General features: G+C 60.5%; 12 protein-coding genes. 4 read left to right on the top strand and 8 right to left on the bottom strand.

From position 1 onward, the window contains the following. Positions 1–428, top strand: a 428-nt coding sequence (locus tag LW884_05210) for a class I SAM-dependent DNA methyltransferase (GenBank protein ID MCE3007736.1), incomplete at its 5' end; no start/stop codon positions are given. 39 nt (positions 429–467) lie between these two features. Here LW884_05210 and LW884_05205 read toward each other — a convergent pair. The 6 genes from LW884_05205 to LW884_05180 form a co-directional block, all read right to left on the bottom strand. Then, on the bottom strand, positions 468–1970 hold the full coding sequence (locus tag LW884_05205; protein MCE3007735.1) for a GH3 auxin-responsive promoter family protein: 1503 nt from the start codon (positions 1968–1970) through the stop codon (positions 468–470). A gap of 113 nt (positions 1971–2083) precedes the next feature. Then, positions 2084–2812 (bottom strand): LPS export ABC transporter ATP-binding protein, encoded by a 729-nt coding sequence (lptB, locus tag LW884_05200; protein MCE3007734.1) that lies wholly within the window; start codon positions 2810–2812, stop codon positions 2084–2086. A 15-nt stretch (positions 2813–2827) separates the two neighbouring features. Continuing rightward, positions 2828–5566, bottom strand: coding sequence for a T9SS type A sorting domain-containing protein (locus tag LW884_05195; GenBank protein MCE3007733.1), 2739 nt, complete (start codon positions 5564–5566; stop codon positions 2828–2830). Positions 5567–5691: 125 nt separating this feature from the next. Beyond that, positions 5692–6387, bottom strand: coding sequence for a hypothetical protein (locus LW884_05190; protein MCE3007732.1), 696 nt, complete (start codon positions 6385–6387; stop codon positions 5692–5694). Between the two features lie 99 nt (positions 6388–6486). Then, on the bottom strand, positions 6487–7494 hold the full coding sequence (locus tag LW884_05185) for a zinc-binding dehydrogenase (GenBank protein ID MCE3007731.1): 1008 nt from the start codon (positions 7492–7494) through the stop codon (positions 6487–6489). A gap of 52 nt (positions 7495–7546) precedes the next feature. Further along, positions 7547–8032 carry an Lrp/AsnC family transcriptional regulator gene (locus LW884_05180; protein ID MCE3007730.1) on the bottom strand — a complete coding sequence of 162 codons (486 nt, stop codon included), beginning with the start codon at positions 8030–8032 and terminating at the stop codon, positions 7547–7549. A 172-nt stretch (positions 8033–8204) separates the two neighbouring features. Between LW884_05180 and LW884_05175 the strand changes: the two genes are divergently transcribed. The 3 genes from LW884_05175 (at position 8205) to rfbA (ending at position 11829) form a co-directional block, all read left to right on the top strand. Beyond that, positions 8205–9947 carry a zinc ABC transporter substrate-binding protein gene (locus tag LW884_05175; GenBank protein MCE3007729.1) on the top strand — a complete coding sequence of 581 codons (1743 nt, stop codon included), beginning with the start codon at positions 8205–8207 and terminating at the stop codon, positions 9945–9947. Positions 9948–9950: 3 nt separating this feature from the next. Beyond that, positions 9951–10862: a metal ABC transporter permease gene (locus tag LW884_05170; protein MCE3007728.1), complete on the top strand. Its 912-nt coding sequence runs from the start codon at positions 9951–9953 to the stop codon at positions 10860–10862. Between the two features lie 94 nt (positions 10863–10956). After that, positions 10957–11829 (top strand): glucose-1-phosphate thymidylyltransferase RfbA, encoded by an 873-nt coding sequence (rfbA, locus tag LW884_05165; GenBank protein ID MCE3007727.1) that lies wholly within the window; start codon positions 10957–10959, stop codon positions 11827–11829. Between the two features lie 33 nt (positions 11830–11862). Here the strand turns inward: rfbA and LW884_05160 are convergent, their stop codons facing one another. Further along, the gene (locus tag LW884_05160) at positions 11863–14343 is read right to left on the bottom strand and encodes a TonB-dependent receptor (GenBank protein ID MCE3007726.1); all 2481 of its coding nucleotides are present in this window, start codon (positions 14341–14343) and stop codon (positions 11863–11865) included. Continuing rightward, a complete protein-coding gene (locus LW884_05155) occupies positions 14330–15754 on the bottom strand; it encodes an HTTM domain-containing protein (GenBank protein ID MCE3007725.1) in 1425 nt (474 codons plus the stop codon). The genes LW884_05160 and LW884_05155 overlap by 14 nt, the downstream gene beginning before the upstream one ends. Between the last annotated feature and the right edge of the window lie 17 nt (positions 15755–15771).

Below are 15771 nucleotides of genomic sequence, written 5' to 3'. Positions count from 1 at the left end.
TCTACCACTTTGGCATCCTGACCAGCGCCATGCATATGGCCTGGGTGCGGCAAGTGTGCGGCCGACTCAAGAGTGATTATCGCTACTCAAACCAAATCGTGTACAACAACTACCCCTGGCCCGCGCAGCCTGGCACCAAACAGCAGCAGGCGGTAGAGGCGGCGGCCCAGGCGGTGCTGGATGCCCGGGCGGCCTACCCGGGGGCCAGCCTGGCCGACCTGTACGACCCCCTGTGCATGCCCAAGCCGCTGCTGGATGCCCACCGCCGGCTGGACAAGGCGGTAGATGCCTGCTACCGCCCCCAGCCCTTTGCCACCGAGCTGGCCCGCCTGCAGTTTCTCTTCGAGCTGTACCGCCAGTATACCGAGCCCCTGCTGAAAGACCTGAAACCCCCAAAGCCCACCCGGGGCAGGAAAAGGAAAACCTAAGCACACACACCCGGTGCGCCGGGGCAGGAATCAGCCAGCCTACGCCTGCAGGGCCAGCAGGGCCTCTACATAGTCGCGCTGGTTGCTCAGGCGGGGCACCTTGTTCTGGCCCCCCAGCTTGCCGCGCTGCTTCATCCAGGCGTGGAAGGTGCCGGGGGGCACCACATGCACCAGGGGTAGCTGCAGGGCTATGTCTCTGTAGCGCTTGGCGGCGTAGTCGCTGTTCAGCTGCTGTAGCTCGGCATCCAGGGCGCTAACAAAGGCACCGAGGTTGCCGGGTGCCTGGGCAAACTCGATGACCCACTCGTGGCCGCCTTTGCCCGCATCGTTCTGGTAGATGGGGGCGGCGGTATACTCGGCCACCTCGGCATGGGTAAGGTGGCAGGCGCGGGCCAGGGCCTGGTCTGTATTGCCCACCACCACCTCCTCGCCAAAGGCGTTGATAAAGTGCTGGGTGCGCCCGCTGATGACCAGCTTGTAGGGGGCGGCGGCCTGGGTAAAGCGCACCGTGTCTCCTATCTCGTAGCGCCACAGGCCGCCCAGGGTGCTGATGAGCAGGGCGTAGTCTACGCCCGCTTGCACCTGCCACAGGGGCACCACCGCATCGGTGCCGGTGCGCCGAAACTCGTAGAAGATGCCACGGTGGGGTAGCAGGGCCAGGTCGTACACGTGGGGCTCGGTCTGTAGGGCAAAGAAGCCCTCGCTGGCGTTGTAGGTCTCCAGGTAGCGCATCTGTGGGTGGGGGATGAGCTGCCTGAACTGGCTGCGGTAGGGGGCGAAGCTTACGGCACCGTGGAAGAAGACCTCCAGGCCAGGCCAGATGGCGTGCAGGTCCCGCGTACCGGCCAGGGCCATTACCTTGTTCAGCAGTACCAGGGTCCAGGTGGGCACGCCTGCTATGCCGGTTATGTGCTGGCGCAGGGTCTCGTGGGCCATGGCCTCCAGCTTGGCTTCCCATTCGTGCATCAGGGCGGTGCGCTTGCTGGGGGCTCGCCCGCGCTCATACAGCCTGGGCATGTTCTCTATCAGTACGGCGCTCAGGTCTCCGTAGCGGGCGTGGGCGTTGTAGCGGCTTAGCTCGCTGCTGCCGCCTATACTCAGTATCTTGCCGGTGCTGATGCGGCTGGGGTGGGTGCCGGTATAGTTGTGCAGATAGACGGCCAGCATGTCCTTTCCGGCGGCGTAGTGGTTTTCGTGCAGGCTGCGGGGCGGTATGGGGATAAACTTGCTGATGGCATTGGTAGTGCCGCTGCTTTTGGCAAACCACCTTACCCGGCCGGGCCACAGCACATCGGGCTCACCCTTCAGCACCCGCTCGATGTAGGGATAAAAGGCCTCGTAGGTGTGAATGGGCACCTGGCGGGCAAAGTCGTCATAGCCGCTCAGGCGGCTATAGCCATGGGCCTGGCCCCACTTTGTCTTTCGGCCTTGGCGTATCAGGTCGGCCAGTATGCGCGCCTGGTGCTGGCGGGGGTGGTGCAGGGCATGCTGCAGGCCAGCATAGCGCCGCGTCAGATAAGCCTGTATGAAACGGTACATCATTTCGCGAAGATACTTTTTCTTACGGGACCCCCCCCGCTCTCTCTCCGGGTATCCCCCCCCCTGTAGCTGCTAGCTGGAGCGCAGCAGGCGGTGTGGCCCCCTGCATAGCGGGCTTACCTGCCCAGCTGGAAGTTCTCGCCCAGGTATACGCGGCGCACCTGCTCGTCATTGGCCAGGTCTTCGGCGGTGCCAGCCTTTAGCAGCTTACCCTCAAACTGTAGGTAGGCGCGGTCTACTATGTTCAGGGTTTCGTGCACGTTGTGGTCTGTTATCAGCACGCCTATGTTACGCTGTTTCAGCTCGGCCACTACGGTTTGTATTTCCTCTACGGCAATGGGGTCTACGCCGGCAAAGGGTTCGTCCAGCAGCATAAACTGGGGGTTAACAGCCAGGGCACGAGCTATCTCGGTGCGGCGGCGTTCGCCTCCGCTTAGCAGGCCACCCTTGTTTTTCCGCACGTGGGTCAGGCTCAGCTCCTCCAGTATCTGGTCTGTACGCTGCTGCACCTGCTGGCGGGTAAAGTCGCGCCGCATCTCCAGTATGGCTTTTACATTATCTTCCACACTTAGTTTTCTGAACACGCTGGCCTCTTGTGGCAGGTAGCCTATGCCCAGCTGTGCGCGCTTGTACATGGGCAGGTCGGTTATATCGCGCTCATCCAGGTAGATGTGTCCGGAGTTTGGGCGCACCAGCCCCACCACCATATAGAAGGTAGTGGTTTTGCCCGCCCCATTGGGCCCCAGCAGGCCCACGCAGCTGCCCTGCTCTACCTGTATGGATACTTCGTTGACCACGATGCGCTGGCCATACTTCTTTACCAGTTTCTCTGTACGTAGGATCATGGGTGCGGCGGGCGGCTAGTGTTTCAGGATGGTGAGGGTAGCCAGGCCCTGGCTGGTCTGCAGCTTGCACAGGTAAGGCCCTGCCGGCATGGGCTGCAGGGGCCAGCGCAGGCTCTGCACGCCGGCAGCCAGGGTGTAGGTTTGCTGCTGCACGGGCCGGCCCTGCATATCGTACAGGCCTACCTGCAGCGTGCCCGCCTGGGGCATCTGTAGCTGCAGGCTCAGGTAGTCGTCGCGCAGGGGGTTTGGGTAGGCCAGTGCCTGCAGCTGGGTGCGCTGGGTGGCAGCTGTGCGGCCCACGGGGGGGTCTGGCGGGGCGGGAAAGAAGGTACCCTCAATGAGGGAAACGCCCCCCTGTACGAGGTCCTGGTCTCGCGCCAGGATGTACACATAGCTGCTATCCAGCATAGCGGTGGCAAACTGCTTGCCCATGCGGGCAGCGGCTGCAGGCAGGCCCAGTAGTACCCACTCGGCGGTGCCAGCCTTCCGGCGCACCAGCTGCAGGTAGTCTTCGGTTCCACTGTTGTTGTACAGCAGCCAAGGGGTACCGTTGCTGTCCTCCCAGTAGGCCAGTGGCTCGCCCACGGTGCTGCCTGTTGCTTGTACAATGGTCTCGTCGGCCCAGCTCTGTGGGCCTGTGCGTTTGGAGAGGCGGATGCTGTTGTCAGAAAAATTCTGGTGTGCAATCGTGGGGCTGTTGCTCTGGCTGGCCACTATATCTGCATAGCGGCCCACTACCTGGGTTGCTGATTCATCGGCCACCTCGGGTGTCCAGGTGTTGGTGTCCTCCCTGCGTGCCCAGCGCAGGCGTCCATTGGTCCGGTCCCAGTAGGCTACCTGGGGTTTGCCCGTATTATCGATGGTGATGCTGGCAAATTCTCCGATCTGGTCTTGCTGGCTATTGGCAGTTCCATTCTGCACCACCTCCAGGGGCGATAGGCCAAAGCTGTTTCGGGCGCGGTACAGCAGGCGCTTGCCGGACACGTCGTTGAAGGCGAGGTAAACCGTATTGGCAGCGGCATCTGCCACCATGTCTGCCGCATCCGTGTCGGTGGTGTTGTATACCGTCTGGCTGGTCCAGGCCAGTCCGTCTGTACTACGCTGCAGGACAAGGCTGTAGTCCGCAAGGCGGATGTAGGACAGATAGAGTGCGCCGTCATTGACGCGGGCCAGGCGCAGGTGCGATACGCCCGTGCCACTCTCTATCTGCACGGGCGCCTGCCATACGCCCTCCACGCGGGTTCGGTAGAAGATGCGGCGCTGGTACCTATCCTCGTAGGCTATGTGCAGGATGGTATCCGTCTGGCTGGGCTGTGCCACCAGGGCTAGCTGCAGCCCATACTGGCGGCTCTCATTCAGGGTAGTCCAGGTCCAGCCCGCAGTCAGGTCTTGCGGGCGGCGGCCCAGCAGCAGGCGGGCATTGGCGGGGTCGGGCACCACGATCAGCAGGCTGTCTCCGGCCACCCGCAGGGGTGCACGCATATTGGCACCCGTAATATCGATCACATTTTCCTGGGTAAACGTGGTGCCGCCGTTGGTAGAGTAGCGCATTTCGTAGCGCCCTCGGCTTCGGTTTGCGTATACAAAGAAGAGCCGATCATTGCCCACAGAGGCAAAGGTGGTGTGGCTGCGGTAGTCGGTATCTACATTCCCGGCCTGCAGGGTAGTCTGGGTCATTGCCCCGGCAGGAGTACGGCGGGTGTAGATAATGGGATTAAAAACAAGGGGTGTAAATCCGAACAGGCCTGAGTTCCAGCCGTTCAGCTGGCTGGTGTGGGCCATAATGTGCAGGTTATTGTCGGGGGTGTAACCTACGCCAAAGCCCTCCCAGGTTACTTCGTTGATGGTCTGGCCACTATTTAGCGTGGGGGGGGGGCCGCCCAGGCCCACCCGATAACAACTGTCCAGCTTGATGATGTCCCATTCATCGGCCAGGTTTGTGCTGGTTTGTTGCCACATCCACATCTCCCCGTCGCAGGTAGCGGGGGTGATGGCAATGAAGCGGCCCGGCAGGTTCGGGTTGGCACGCAGCTCTACCCATTCGCCATGCCGTATCCCGGCATTGCACCAGCAGTTAAACAGCGGGATCTGGTTGTGGTAACGGGAGCGTACGAGCCGGAAAGGACGGTTTTGCCATACGCCCCCCACCTTGTAGGCGCGAAACAGCTTCATCACGGGGCTTGGGTTTCCGGCGTTGAAGAACTGGTTGCAATCCAGCAGAACCGGCGCACAAAAGTATCCGATCAGCGGCTCGCCCGTGGCGGATAGTACCAGGTCCAGGCTAGGCATCAGGTACCACTGGGTGAAACCCACAAGGGGGTTATAGGCTCCGCAGTTGCTGCTTTGTACGGGCTCATACTGCCAGGCACCCAGGGCATCCAGGTAGGTATAGCCCACATTGATCTCGTCCTGTGGGCTACGCACCAGGTAGGCTATGTGCGGGCGGCCCGCAGCATCCAGCGCTATGGCCGACCGTAGCCCCCCTGCTACATTCGAGTTCACCATCTGCCAGCTCACGGTGGCGGCACCCGGGGCCCGCACGCCGTACATCAGCCGGTCTCGCAGCCGGTCCCAATAGCAGATATGCAGGTTGCCCACGCCGTCCACCACGGCATCGGGGTGGTCTGCCCCCCGATAGTCGTCTTGCACAATCCGGCTGTGCTGCCACTGAATAAACTGCGCCTGAAGCGCAGAGGTACCGAGCAAGCAGAAGAAAATGAAAATACGAAGCATGTAGCGTAGTACTGAAACCATAACGCACAACTGCGGGCTGGTGGTGCCCCACGGGTAATTACACCCTGAAGATACAAAAAAGATGCACCCGGGCAGGGTACTTATGGAGCCGAATCAGGCCTCGGCTAGGCACTGGCCACACACAGCTATACATGTTCGGTCACGTAGGCCTTTAGCACCTCGGCCATCTCCACGCACAGATCCATGGCTGCGATGATATACTGCGGATGCTTGAGCCGATTGCCAAACTTTTCCCAGGCAAGTGGGCTATCCAGCCGCAGCCGTATGGTATCGCCCTCGGCCCGCAGGTCTACAAAGTGCCAGTTCTTTAGCTGATGGCGCAGCTCGGCACTTTCCAGCAGCAGGCGTGCCGCCTTTACATCCGCGCCATACAGGCTCACCCGGGGGTGTAGCGGGGTGGTATCCAGGGCCATCTTGGGCTGGGCGGGCATGCGCTGCCTGCGTTCCTCGGGCAGCAGCACACCGGTGGGCAGCCAGCTCAGGTCGTCCCAGATGGCTATGGCCGGATAGTTTGCGTTCGGCGACTTCAGCTCTACCACCAGCTTGGGGTTGAAGCTGCTCCAGCGCTTCTGGCTTTTGTCTACCGCCTGTCGGGCCTCGTCCTCCTGTCGGGTAGAGCCTATCCACAGGCGGCTGGTGGTCTCTATCAAATACCCCTTATACTTGCCCCGCACTCCGTCATCACCAGGCTTGGGCATGGTGTGGGTGCGCACCGCTATTCGCTCCAGCAGCTTTTCCTGCGCACCATAGTGCCTGCGCCGCTGCCTAAACACCACAAAGGAGATAATCAACAGCCCTATCAGGACAAGAAGCAAAAGCACGACAGTAGAATTTATCATAGTCTTTATCAGTTTTTGAGTTAGATAGCGAACAAAAATAGCAAATCCTATGATCTTGGAGCCTTTTAGTGGCGGATGGCCCTAGAAGCGGATCACCACCTTGCCCATAGTGTGGCCTGTATCCAGGTATTGAAAGGCCGCTCTGGCCTCGGCAAACGGAAAAACCTGATCGACAACGGGCTGTATGCGGTGCTGCTGCACAAAGTGGAGCATGCTCTGAAATTCATCGTCGCTGGCCATGGTGGAGCCCAGGATATTCAGCTGCTTCCAGAAGATTTTATGAAGATCCAGCCTGGTAGGCACGCCATTGGTAGCGCCATAAAACACGTAGCGGCCCCCGGGATTCAGCAGATTCAGCAGGGTGTTGATCTGGTCTCCGCCGGCAGAGTCTATGGCGAGGTGGAAGCCGTCGGCCTGCTCCCTCAGCTTCTGGTCCCAGGCGGGTTCCTTATAGCTGGCGCCTCCCTCGGCACCCAGTTCCAGGGCACGGATAATATTCTCGGGTTTGCCACTGGTAACCCACGCGCGTGCGCCTGCCGCTACCGCAAACTGTAGGGCAAACTGTGCTACGCCGCCCCCCACCCCGCTGATCAGCACATGCTGTCCGTCCTTCAGTGCCCCACGGCTAAACAGGGCGCGATAGGCTGTCATACCCCCCAGTGGCAGGGCGGCTGCCTGCTCAGGCCTCAGGTGGGCAGGGCGGCTGCTCAGGCGGTCTACAGGCACCACCAGGTACTCGGCCAGGGTGCCATCAGTGGGCATACCCAGTATGCGGTACTGCTTCATATCCTGGTGTCGTCCGCTGGGGCCCCAGTTTATGTTGGGGTTGATGATCACCTCCGCATCCAGCCAGTTCTTGTCTTCCTGGCTGCCCACGGCAGCCACGGTGCCGCAGCCATCCGAACCCAGGGCGCAGCCTGGCTGTATGGCCGCGTACTTACCCTGGGTAATGTATACGTCGCGGTGGTTGAGGGCGGCGGCCTGCATCCGTACGAGGGCATAGCCCTCCGGGGGGTCCTGCAGGCTGCGGTGCTCAAAGGCTAGTGAATAGTCGGGCTGCAAAACCAGGGCCTGGTAGGTAGTTGCCATGCTAAATTTTAAATGCGGGACGATGTGCGAGAATAGATGAAAGGATGTTTTCCTATTTACCAAGAACCTCGACCGAGCCAGGCACGGGCACACCCTGCTGATCTTTCACCACGCCCATCACCACGCGGCTCTGGATACGGCCCAGGTGGGGTACTTTGCTTATCTTCTCGTTCACCAGGCGCTGGTACTCGCTCATGTCGCGCACAAAAACCTTCAGCAGAAAGTCTGCATCGCCTGTTACGTGGTAACACTCCACAATCTCGGGGATCTTGCGTATCTCGGCCATAAATGCCTCAATATTGGCATCCTGATGAATATTCAGGCTGATCTCAACAATAATCATCACGTTCAGATTCAGCAGCTCCGGGTTTATCCTAGCGTGGTAGCTCTGTATGTAGCCGGCCTGCTCCAGCTTTTTCACGCGCTCCAGGGTGGGGGCAGGAGAAAGGCCAATCTCAGAGGAAAGAAGCACATTGGTAATGCGTCCCTGCTGCTGCAGGATACGCAGAATCTTGAGATCTATATTGTCCAGTTTCATGGATTCAACGATTTATATACATACAACCACAAACTTACGGGTTTTACAGAATAACATTTCTGTATTTCGACGAAAAAAATAAGATCCTTTCGAACCACCGGGGCGTTTGGTTTGACTTACATTCGTGTTCGGAGAAAATTAGGCATGACTAAAAAACGCTACTTTTGTAGCCTTGAAGTCTTTCCTTGCGTCCATACTGTTTCTATCGGGGCTGGCGCAGGCCCAGCACAGGGTGGTGGCCACCACCACCTTTCTAGCCGACATGGCCCGGCAGATAGCCGGCCCGCACCAGCCTGTGGGTAGCCTGCTGCCTGCCGGCACAGACCCCCACATCTATGAGCCTGTACCAGCCACCAGCCGACAGATAGTGGCTGCTGAGCTGATCCTGGTGAATGGCCTGACCCTGGAGGGCTGGCTACAAAAGCTGATAGACCAGAGTGGCACACAGGCACGTGTAGTAATCGTGAGCGAGGGCGTGGCCGCCATCCGTAGTGCAGATTATGCGGGCGCCAGCGACCCCCACGCCTGGATGGATCCGCGCAACGCAATACGGTATTGCCAAAACATACGCGATGCACTCAGCAGCTGGGATCCTGCGCATGCTGCAGCCTACGCGCGCAATTACGAGGCCTATGCCCAGCAGCTGCGCGAGCTGGACCAATGGATAGAAACCCAGATTGGACAGATACCGCGCCACCGCAGGGTGCTCATCACCAGCCACGATGCCTTCCGCTACTACGCCCGGCGCTATGGGCTGGCGGTATACCCGCTCATGGGCACCACCACCGAGGCCGAGGTGCAGGCTGCTGACATGCGTGCCCTGAGCCGGCTGATAGCCGAACGAGACGTAACGGCCGTATTCCCGGAGAGTACCATTAACCCCAAGCTGCTGGAGCAGCTGGCCCGCGAGCGACACATCCAGGTAGGCGATAAGCTGTATGGCGATAGCCTGAGCGAACCGGGTGGCCCAGCCGATAGCTACCTGAGCATGCTGCGCCACAATACTACAGCCGTCGTAAACGGCCTGACAGCACGGGATAGCGGCAAACAGACACCAGCCGCCGGGGTAGATGCCCCCATTACACCCTGGCTGCCCGCTGTGGCGGGCAGTATGCTGGCCATGGGCCTGCTGCTAGCCTGGCGCCTGCGGCTAGGCAAACAGCTGCTGCTACCCAGTACGTACGAGCTGAGCATACAGGGGCTGACAGTAAGCTACGTGGGCAAAACTGCCATCCGCAATGTACACCTGCAGCTGGCACCTGGCAAGGTGTATGGCCTGGTGGGGGCCAATGGTAGCGGCAAGAGCACCCTGATAAAGGCCATGCTCGGCCTGATAAAGCCAGATGCGGGCCAGGTACGACTAGCCGGGCAACCCATATCTTCCTTCCAGCGCCAGATTGCCTACATCCCGCAGAAAGAAGACATAGACTGGCAATACCCCGCCAACGTGCAAGACGTGGTGCGCATGGGCCGCTACCCCCACCTGAACCCACTACAGCGCATGAGGGGGGCAGACCATAGCCGGGTGCAGGCGGCCCTGGCGCAGGTGGAGCTGGGCGCACTGGCCCACCGGCAGATCAATGAAATAAGCGGCGGGCAGCAGCAGCGCACCTTCATTGCCCGTGCCCTGTGCCAGGATGCAGCGGTATATCTGCTAGACGAGCCCTTTGTGGGGGTGGATGCCGCCACCGAGCAGAAAATGCTGGAGCTCCTGCGGCAGCTAGCCCGGCAGGGCAAGCTCATCCTGATTGTGCACCACGACCTGGCCAAGGCGGCCACGTACTTCGACGAACTGGTGCTCTTCAACCAGCGTGTGGTGGCACAGGGCACCGCAGCCGACATGCTGACAACTGAAAACCTGCTGCACACCTTCGGGGGCAGCGGCATTTCCGCCCCAATAATCCAGGAAGAATAAACCATGAACCCGGACTGGAACCTGCTAACCGAGGGCTATGAGCAGCGGGCCCTACTAGCCAGCCTGCTGGTAGGCATCAGCTGTGGACTGCTGGGCTGCCTGATTGTGCTGCAAAACATGAGCCTGATAGGCGATGCGCTGAGCCATAGCATCCTGCCGGGGGTGGTGGCAGGCTATGTGGTGGTGGGGCACAGCCTATTTGCCCTCTTTGCCGGCTCGGTGGTGGCCGGTATGGTCAGCGCCATACTCATCACCCTGCTACAGCGCCACGCAGCAGCACGCAATGATGCCAGCATTGGCATCGTCTTCAGCTTCATGTTTGCCCTCGGCATCATCGGCATCTCCTGGCTCACCCAGCAGCAGGGGGTTCACATCGATATGAAGGACTTTCTCTTTGGCAATGTGCTGGGGGTAAGCAGGCAAGATCTCTGGCTCACGGGCCTCATAGCGGTCTACGTAGCTCTTAGCCTGCTGGTCTTCTACCGCTACTTCTTTGCCGTTACCTTTAGCCGGGTGGTGGCGCGCACCCAGGGCATCCGCACAGGCTGGGTGCACTACTATATGATGCTGCTGCTCAGCTTCAGTGTAGTGGCGGCCCTGCAGAGTGTGGGGGTTATCCTGGTAGTAGCCATGCTCGTTATACCTGCCAGCACGGCCCTACTGCTTAGCCGCCGCCTACCCCACATGCTGGCCTGGAGTGCCCTATTCGGTGCCCTAAGCGCTTGCATTGGCCTGATCGGGGCTATCCGGCTAAACTGGCCGCCAGGCCCTACCATGACGGTGTGTGCAGGCCTACTCTACCTGGCTGTATTGCTATTGGCCCCGCGCAGGAGGCGCATCTGGAGCCGGCTGGGCCACAGGCGTAGACGGACAAGCGACAAAAGCGACAAGGCCATCCATGACACGCATCCATGACGAACCTGACCCAACCCCCCCCTCGGCGTCTTGATTCACAATTTCTAACTTTGCCCTCCTTAATATAATCCTACACAAAACTCTAACACCCTCCATGACAAAAGGAATCATTCTGGCAGGCGGCAGTGGCACGCGCCTGCACCCCCTTACGCTGGTAATGAGCAAGCAGCTGATGCCCGTGTACGACAAGCCCATGATCTACTACCCGCTGAGCACCCTGATGCTGGCAGGGATCAGGGAGGTGCTAATCATCAGTACCCCACAGGATTTGCCCAGTTTTGAAAAATTGCTGGGGGATGGCAGCCACCTGGGAATGCGGCTCAGCTATGCAGCACAGCCCGAACCCAAGGGGCTGGCCCAGGCCTTTACCATTGGGGCCAATTTTATTGGTGACTCAGATGTGTGTTTGATTCTGGGCGACAACATCTTCTACGGCCAGGGCATGCACAGCCTGCTGGAAAGCTGCCGGCAGCCAAGGGGCGGAATTGTGTTTGCCTACCACGTACACGACCCCGAACGCTACGGCGTAGTGGAGTTTGATGCGGCGGGTACCGCCATCAGCATAGAGGAAAAGCCCCTGCAGCCCAAGAGCAACTATGCTGTGCCGGGGCTGTATTTCTACGACAACCGCGTGAAGGACTATGCCGCAAACCTGAAGCCGAGTGCGCGCGGCGAACTGGAGATAACCGACATCAACCGCATCTACCTGGAGCAGGGCGAGCTAGCCGTGCGCAAAATGCACCGGGGTACCGCCTGGCTAGATACCGGCACCCATGCCAGCCTGATGCAGGCAGGCCAGTTTGTGCAGATCATCGAAGAGCGGCAAGACCTGAAGATCGGTTGCATAGAAGAGGTAGCCTATCGGATGGGCTTTATAAGCGCCGATAAGCTGGAAGAACTGGCCAAACCCCTGATGAAGAGTGGCTATGGCCAATACCTGATGCAGGTGCTGCGGCTGCCCAACTAGCGGGCGTAAATTTTTCAGCGCCCTTAGCCCCCTCTATTGCCTGCTGGGGGGCTGAAGCCGTAGCGACAGGCCCAAATAGTAGTTTCGGGGGGCAGAGGGGAGGATGCCTGGCCCGGGGTACGAGCTGGCCCGACGGGTAAAATAGCGGGCATCCAGTGTGTTTTGCACCCCGGCCTCCAGGGTCAGGAACCGGAATGTATACCGGGCCGACACGTCGGCAACCTGGTAAGACGGAATTTCGCCTACAACTGCCGAAGCGGTAGAGACCGTATTGGTAGCATCCGTAAACTGCCTGCCCACCTGGCTATACTGAACAGCCAGGCTAAAGCCCGCATACGTGAGCGACAAACCAGTACGCACAGTTGTGCGGGGGGCAAACTCGATCTGGCGACCCTCCACACCCGGCAGATCCGAACGCAGGTAGGTGCCATCCAGCAGGGTGAGGCCCACATACCAGCTGAGCTGAAACCTGGACTTGGGCAGCAGGAAGTGTAGCAGCTCGGCCTCGGCAAAGCCCTCCAGCCCATGCGAAGCCGATGCGCCTACATTGGTGCGGTACTGCAGGGGCAGAAACAAGGGGGGTTGGTCGGCCCGCAGCACCTCGCCTATTCGGTTGGCGTAGTAGAGGTAGAAGAGGCTCACATCATAGATCAGCCATTCCCCTGCCTGGCCGCGCAGCCCCAGGTCTGCATTATAGCCCCGCTCGTCCTTCAGGTTCGGATCTATCTGCTGGTTTGGGTTCACAAGGCGGATGTCCGAAAAATTAATAGGCCGATAATTCTGCGTGAAGTTGGCATACAGCTCATGCCGGGGCCACAGCTGGTAGGCAGCACCCAGCCCTGCCAGCAGGATGGTGCGTTCGGTTTGGCGCCGGTCGTCTATACGCTGGGCGCTAATCAGGTTTCCGGCAAAGTCTTCCACACGCTGGATGTAGTAGCCATCCGAGCGCGTATTCAGGTACTCCAGGCGCAGGCCGGGGGTGAGGCTGAGGCGGCTGCCCACAAAGAAAACGGTCTCGGCAAAGAGCGAAAGGTTGTCGCTGGGATTCCGGTAATTGCTGTGCTCGTTTTCAGGCACATCCAGCAGGGCGAAATCCGCGTCCGAGTTGGCGGTGGCCAGGCCCTGTAGCTGGTGTGTGCGCCCACGATACAGCCGCGCACCCAGCAGGACGTGTGCCGTTACACTGTCTGTCAGCTGCAGCCGATGCAGCACGCGGGCTTCGCCCCCCACATTCCGATAGGTGTCGGAGATCAGGCTGCGGAGCCCGCCCAGGTCCAGCCTGTTTATCCGATCCAGGTTACCCAGGGCATCCCGTCCGGCTATTAGTCCAAAAGTCCGGACGTTTATGCGGGTACGATCCGACAGTTTGTAGTCATAGGTAGCAGCCAGCAGGTTCCAGTACACAGCGAACCAGTTCCTGCTCCGCAAGCTCTGGCCCGGGTCCGTGTCGAACTGCCGGTCGGTAAGGCCCCCAGGCTGCTGGGCTAGGTACTGCATATGGGTATAGTCCAGCTTCAGGCTACTGCGCTGCCCCAGGCGGGCGTGCAGCTGCAGGTAGGCCGTGTGCTGGGCAAAGTGGCTGTTGGGCCGCCAGTCGTCTCCGGTCTTCCGGTGCACATAGCTGTACAGGCTCAGCCGGGGGGCTAGCCGGGCCCCCATGCTCGCAAAGGTGTTCTGCAGATTCCAGCTGCCGGTTGTGTGGCTCAGCTGCACCCGGTAGGGCAGCTCAGTGGGTGCCTCCTTCAGCACAAAGTTGATCATCCCCCCAAACTGGGGGCCATACTGCAGCGAGGCGGCACCCCGCAGCACCTCTATCCGCTCCACCGCCTGCAGGGGGGGGGTATAGTAGCTCTCGGGGTAGCCCAGTGCATCGGCGCTAATGTCGTAGCCATTCTGCCGCAGATTGAAGGAAGCCAGGCGGTTGGGGTTCAGCCCGCGGGCACCTATGGCCAGCTGCACGCCGCCGCCATCGCTCTCCCATATATTCAGGCCTGGCACGCGGGCAAACACCTGGCGCGCATTGTTGGCAGCCAGGTTAGCCGTCAGGTTTTCGGGCAGGATCAGCTCGCTCTTTTTGCCCGCGTAGATGCCTACCCCCTCTATGGCTGGTAGCCGCTGGGTGCTGAAGGGCGACGGCTGCTGTGCTCGCACCTGCACAGCCCCTATGTACACCCCCTCGCTGGGCAGGATAAACTGGATGCTGGTGTCGGCCTGTAGCTCAAAGTCGGGGATACTCAGGGCCGGCCGGCCCTGGGCACTTAGCTCCAGCTGATACTGGCCAGCAGGCAGCAGGTGGCAGCTATCAGCCGCCAGCACGCGCTGTAGCTGGGGCAGGTATATACGCACCTGCTGCAGCGAGGCACCCAGCTCATCGGTAACCTGGAAGCATAGCCGAACTGTATTCGCACCCTGGGTCGGATTTTGCGCCTGGGCAGTGCCTAGCCAGGCACACAGGCCCAGCAGGAGCACCAGGCCCCCCTTGTGTGCAGCGGTTCTGGCGTTACCGTTCCGCATGGGGCAAAATCCAGTGTGTTTGTTCATCACTTACCTGGGCCAGGTCTACCGCCGGGTCTACCAGCAGTTGGCTGGGTTGGCCGTTCAGGGTAACGTACACCTCGGCCCGTACCTGCGGGCGCTGCATGCCCTGCTGCTGGTAGTGGGCGGCCAGCCAGTGGGCGTATTGCAGGATCATATCGGGCTGAAAGCTCATCTGCTTGACCTGGTGGTCATTCAGGAAATCTTCGTTTCGAACGGCCCCACGCCTGCCCTGGGGTCCATCCTGTACATAGAAGGTGGCAGTACCGGCCTTTTCCATCAGCATCACCCGCCAGCCAAAGCGGTAGCCCCGTTCGTGCCAGAAGCGATTGCCACCATACAGCAGGTAGCGCCAGGGGTACAGCAGCTGGAAGCCCACATATAGGCCCAGTACCAGCAGGGTGGCAGGGCGCAGCCAGCCCAGAGACGGGGCAGGGGGCGCGGGCGCAGCCCCAGGGTGCGGGGCACTACCCAGCAGCCGGGCCAGGCCTGCCTGCACGCGTGCGTGCCAGGCCGGAGAGAAGAACACCAGCACCAGGGCCGACATGACCAGCGGGAAAACCCCGATCTGGAACCAGTAGCCGGTGAGGGCATGAAAACCCAGTACGGCCAGGTAGGCCCAGGGGCGGGTACGCCGCAGGCACAGCCACAGGATGATGGTACAGTCGAACAGCATGCCTGCCCAGCTAAACACATAGGCTACCCAATCCTGGTGCAGCAGGGGGCCGATGAGGGGCGTATGATCTTGCGCGGGCAGCCACAGCCGCAGGGGCATGGCCTCCAGCAGCCAGTGGGGGGTTATCTTGGCCAGGCCGGCATAGGTATACACCACCGCCAGCTGAAACTGGAAGAGCAGAACACTCCAGCGAGGCACTGTAGCCCCACGCAGGCGCGGCCACCACCCGGCATCCAGCGAATGGCTGCGATGGGCGGGCACCCAGATCATCCAGAAGGCTACCAGGCTGACGAAGTAATAGTGATTCAGGTAATAGGTCTTGTCTATCAGCTCCACATAGCTGAAGGCCAGGAAGAAGACGACCGCGCTCAGCCGGTATAAGGCCCCCAGGATGATGCCGAGCGAAGCCAGGATCATCAAGCCATACAGCAGGTACAGGCCCGTCTGGCCGGTGTACTCCACCCACTCGAAGCCGCTGTAGCTAAACTTGAGCGCCGAGCTGCCATACTGGGCTTCCACCCAGCCCAGGGCCAGGAAGCGCAGGCTGCTGAAGAGGGTAAGCAGGCCAAAAAGCACCCGAAAGCTGACCAGCGGCGCGGCCGAAACAGGCCCAAAGAGCCAGGCCGACACATAGGCAGGGCTAAGCCTGCGCGCGGCCTCTGACCCCGCCTGGGGGCGTGCCGTAGACAGGGTGGGCATAAGGAATGAAGCCATGCGGGGTAAAAGGAAGG

This window comes from Bacteroidota bacterium (assembly GCA_021300195.1).
Classification (GTDB): domain Bacteria; phylum Bacteroidota; class Bacteroidia; order J057; family JAJTIE01; genus JAJTIE01.
Note: the sequence above shows the minus strand (reverse complement) of the source record. Positions and strands in the feature narration are given on the sequence as shown.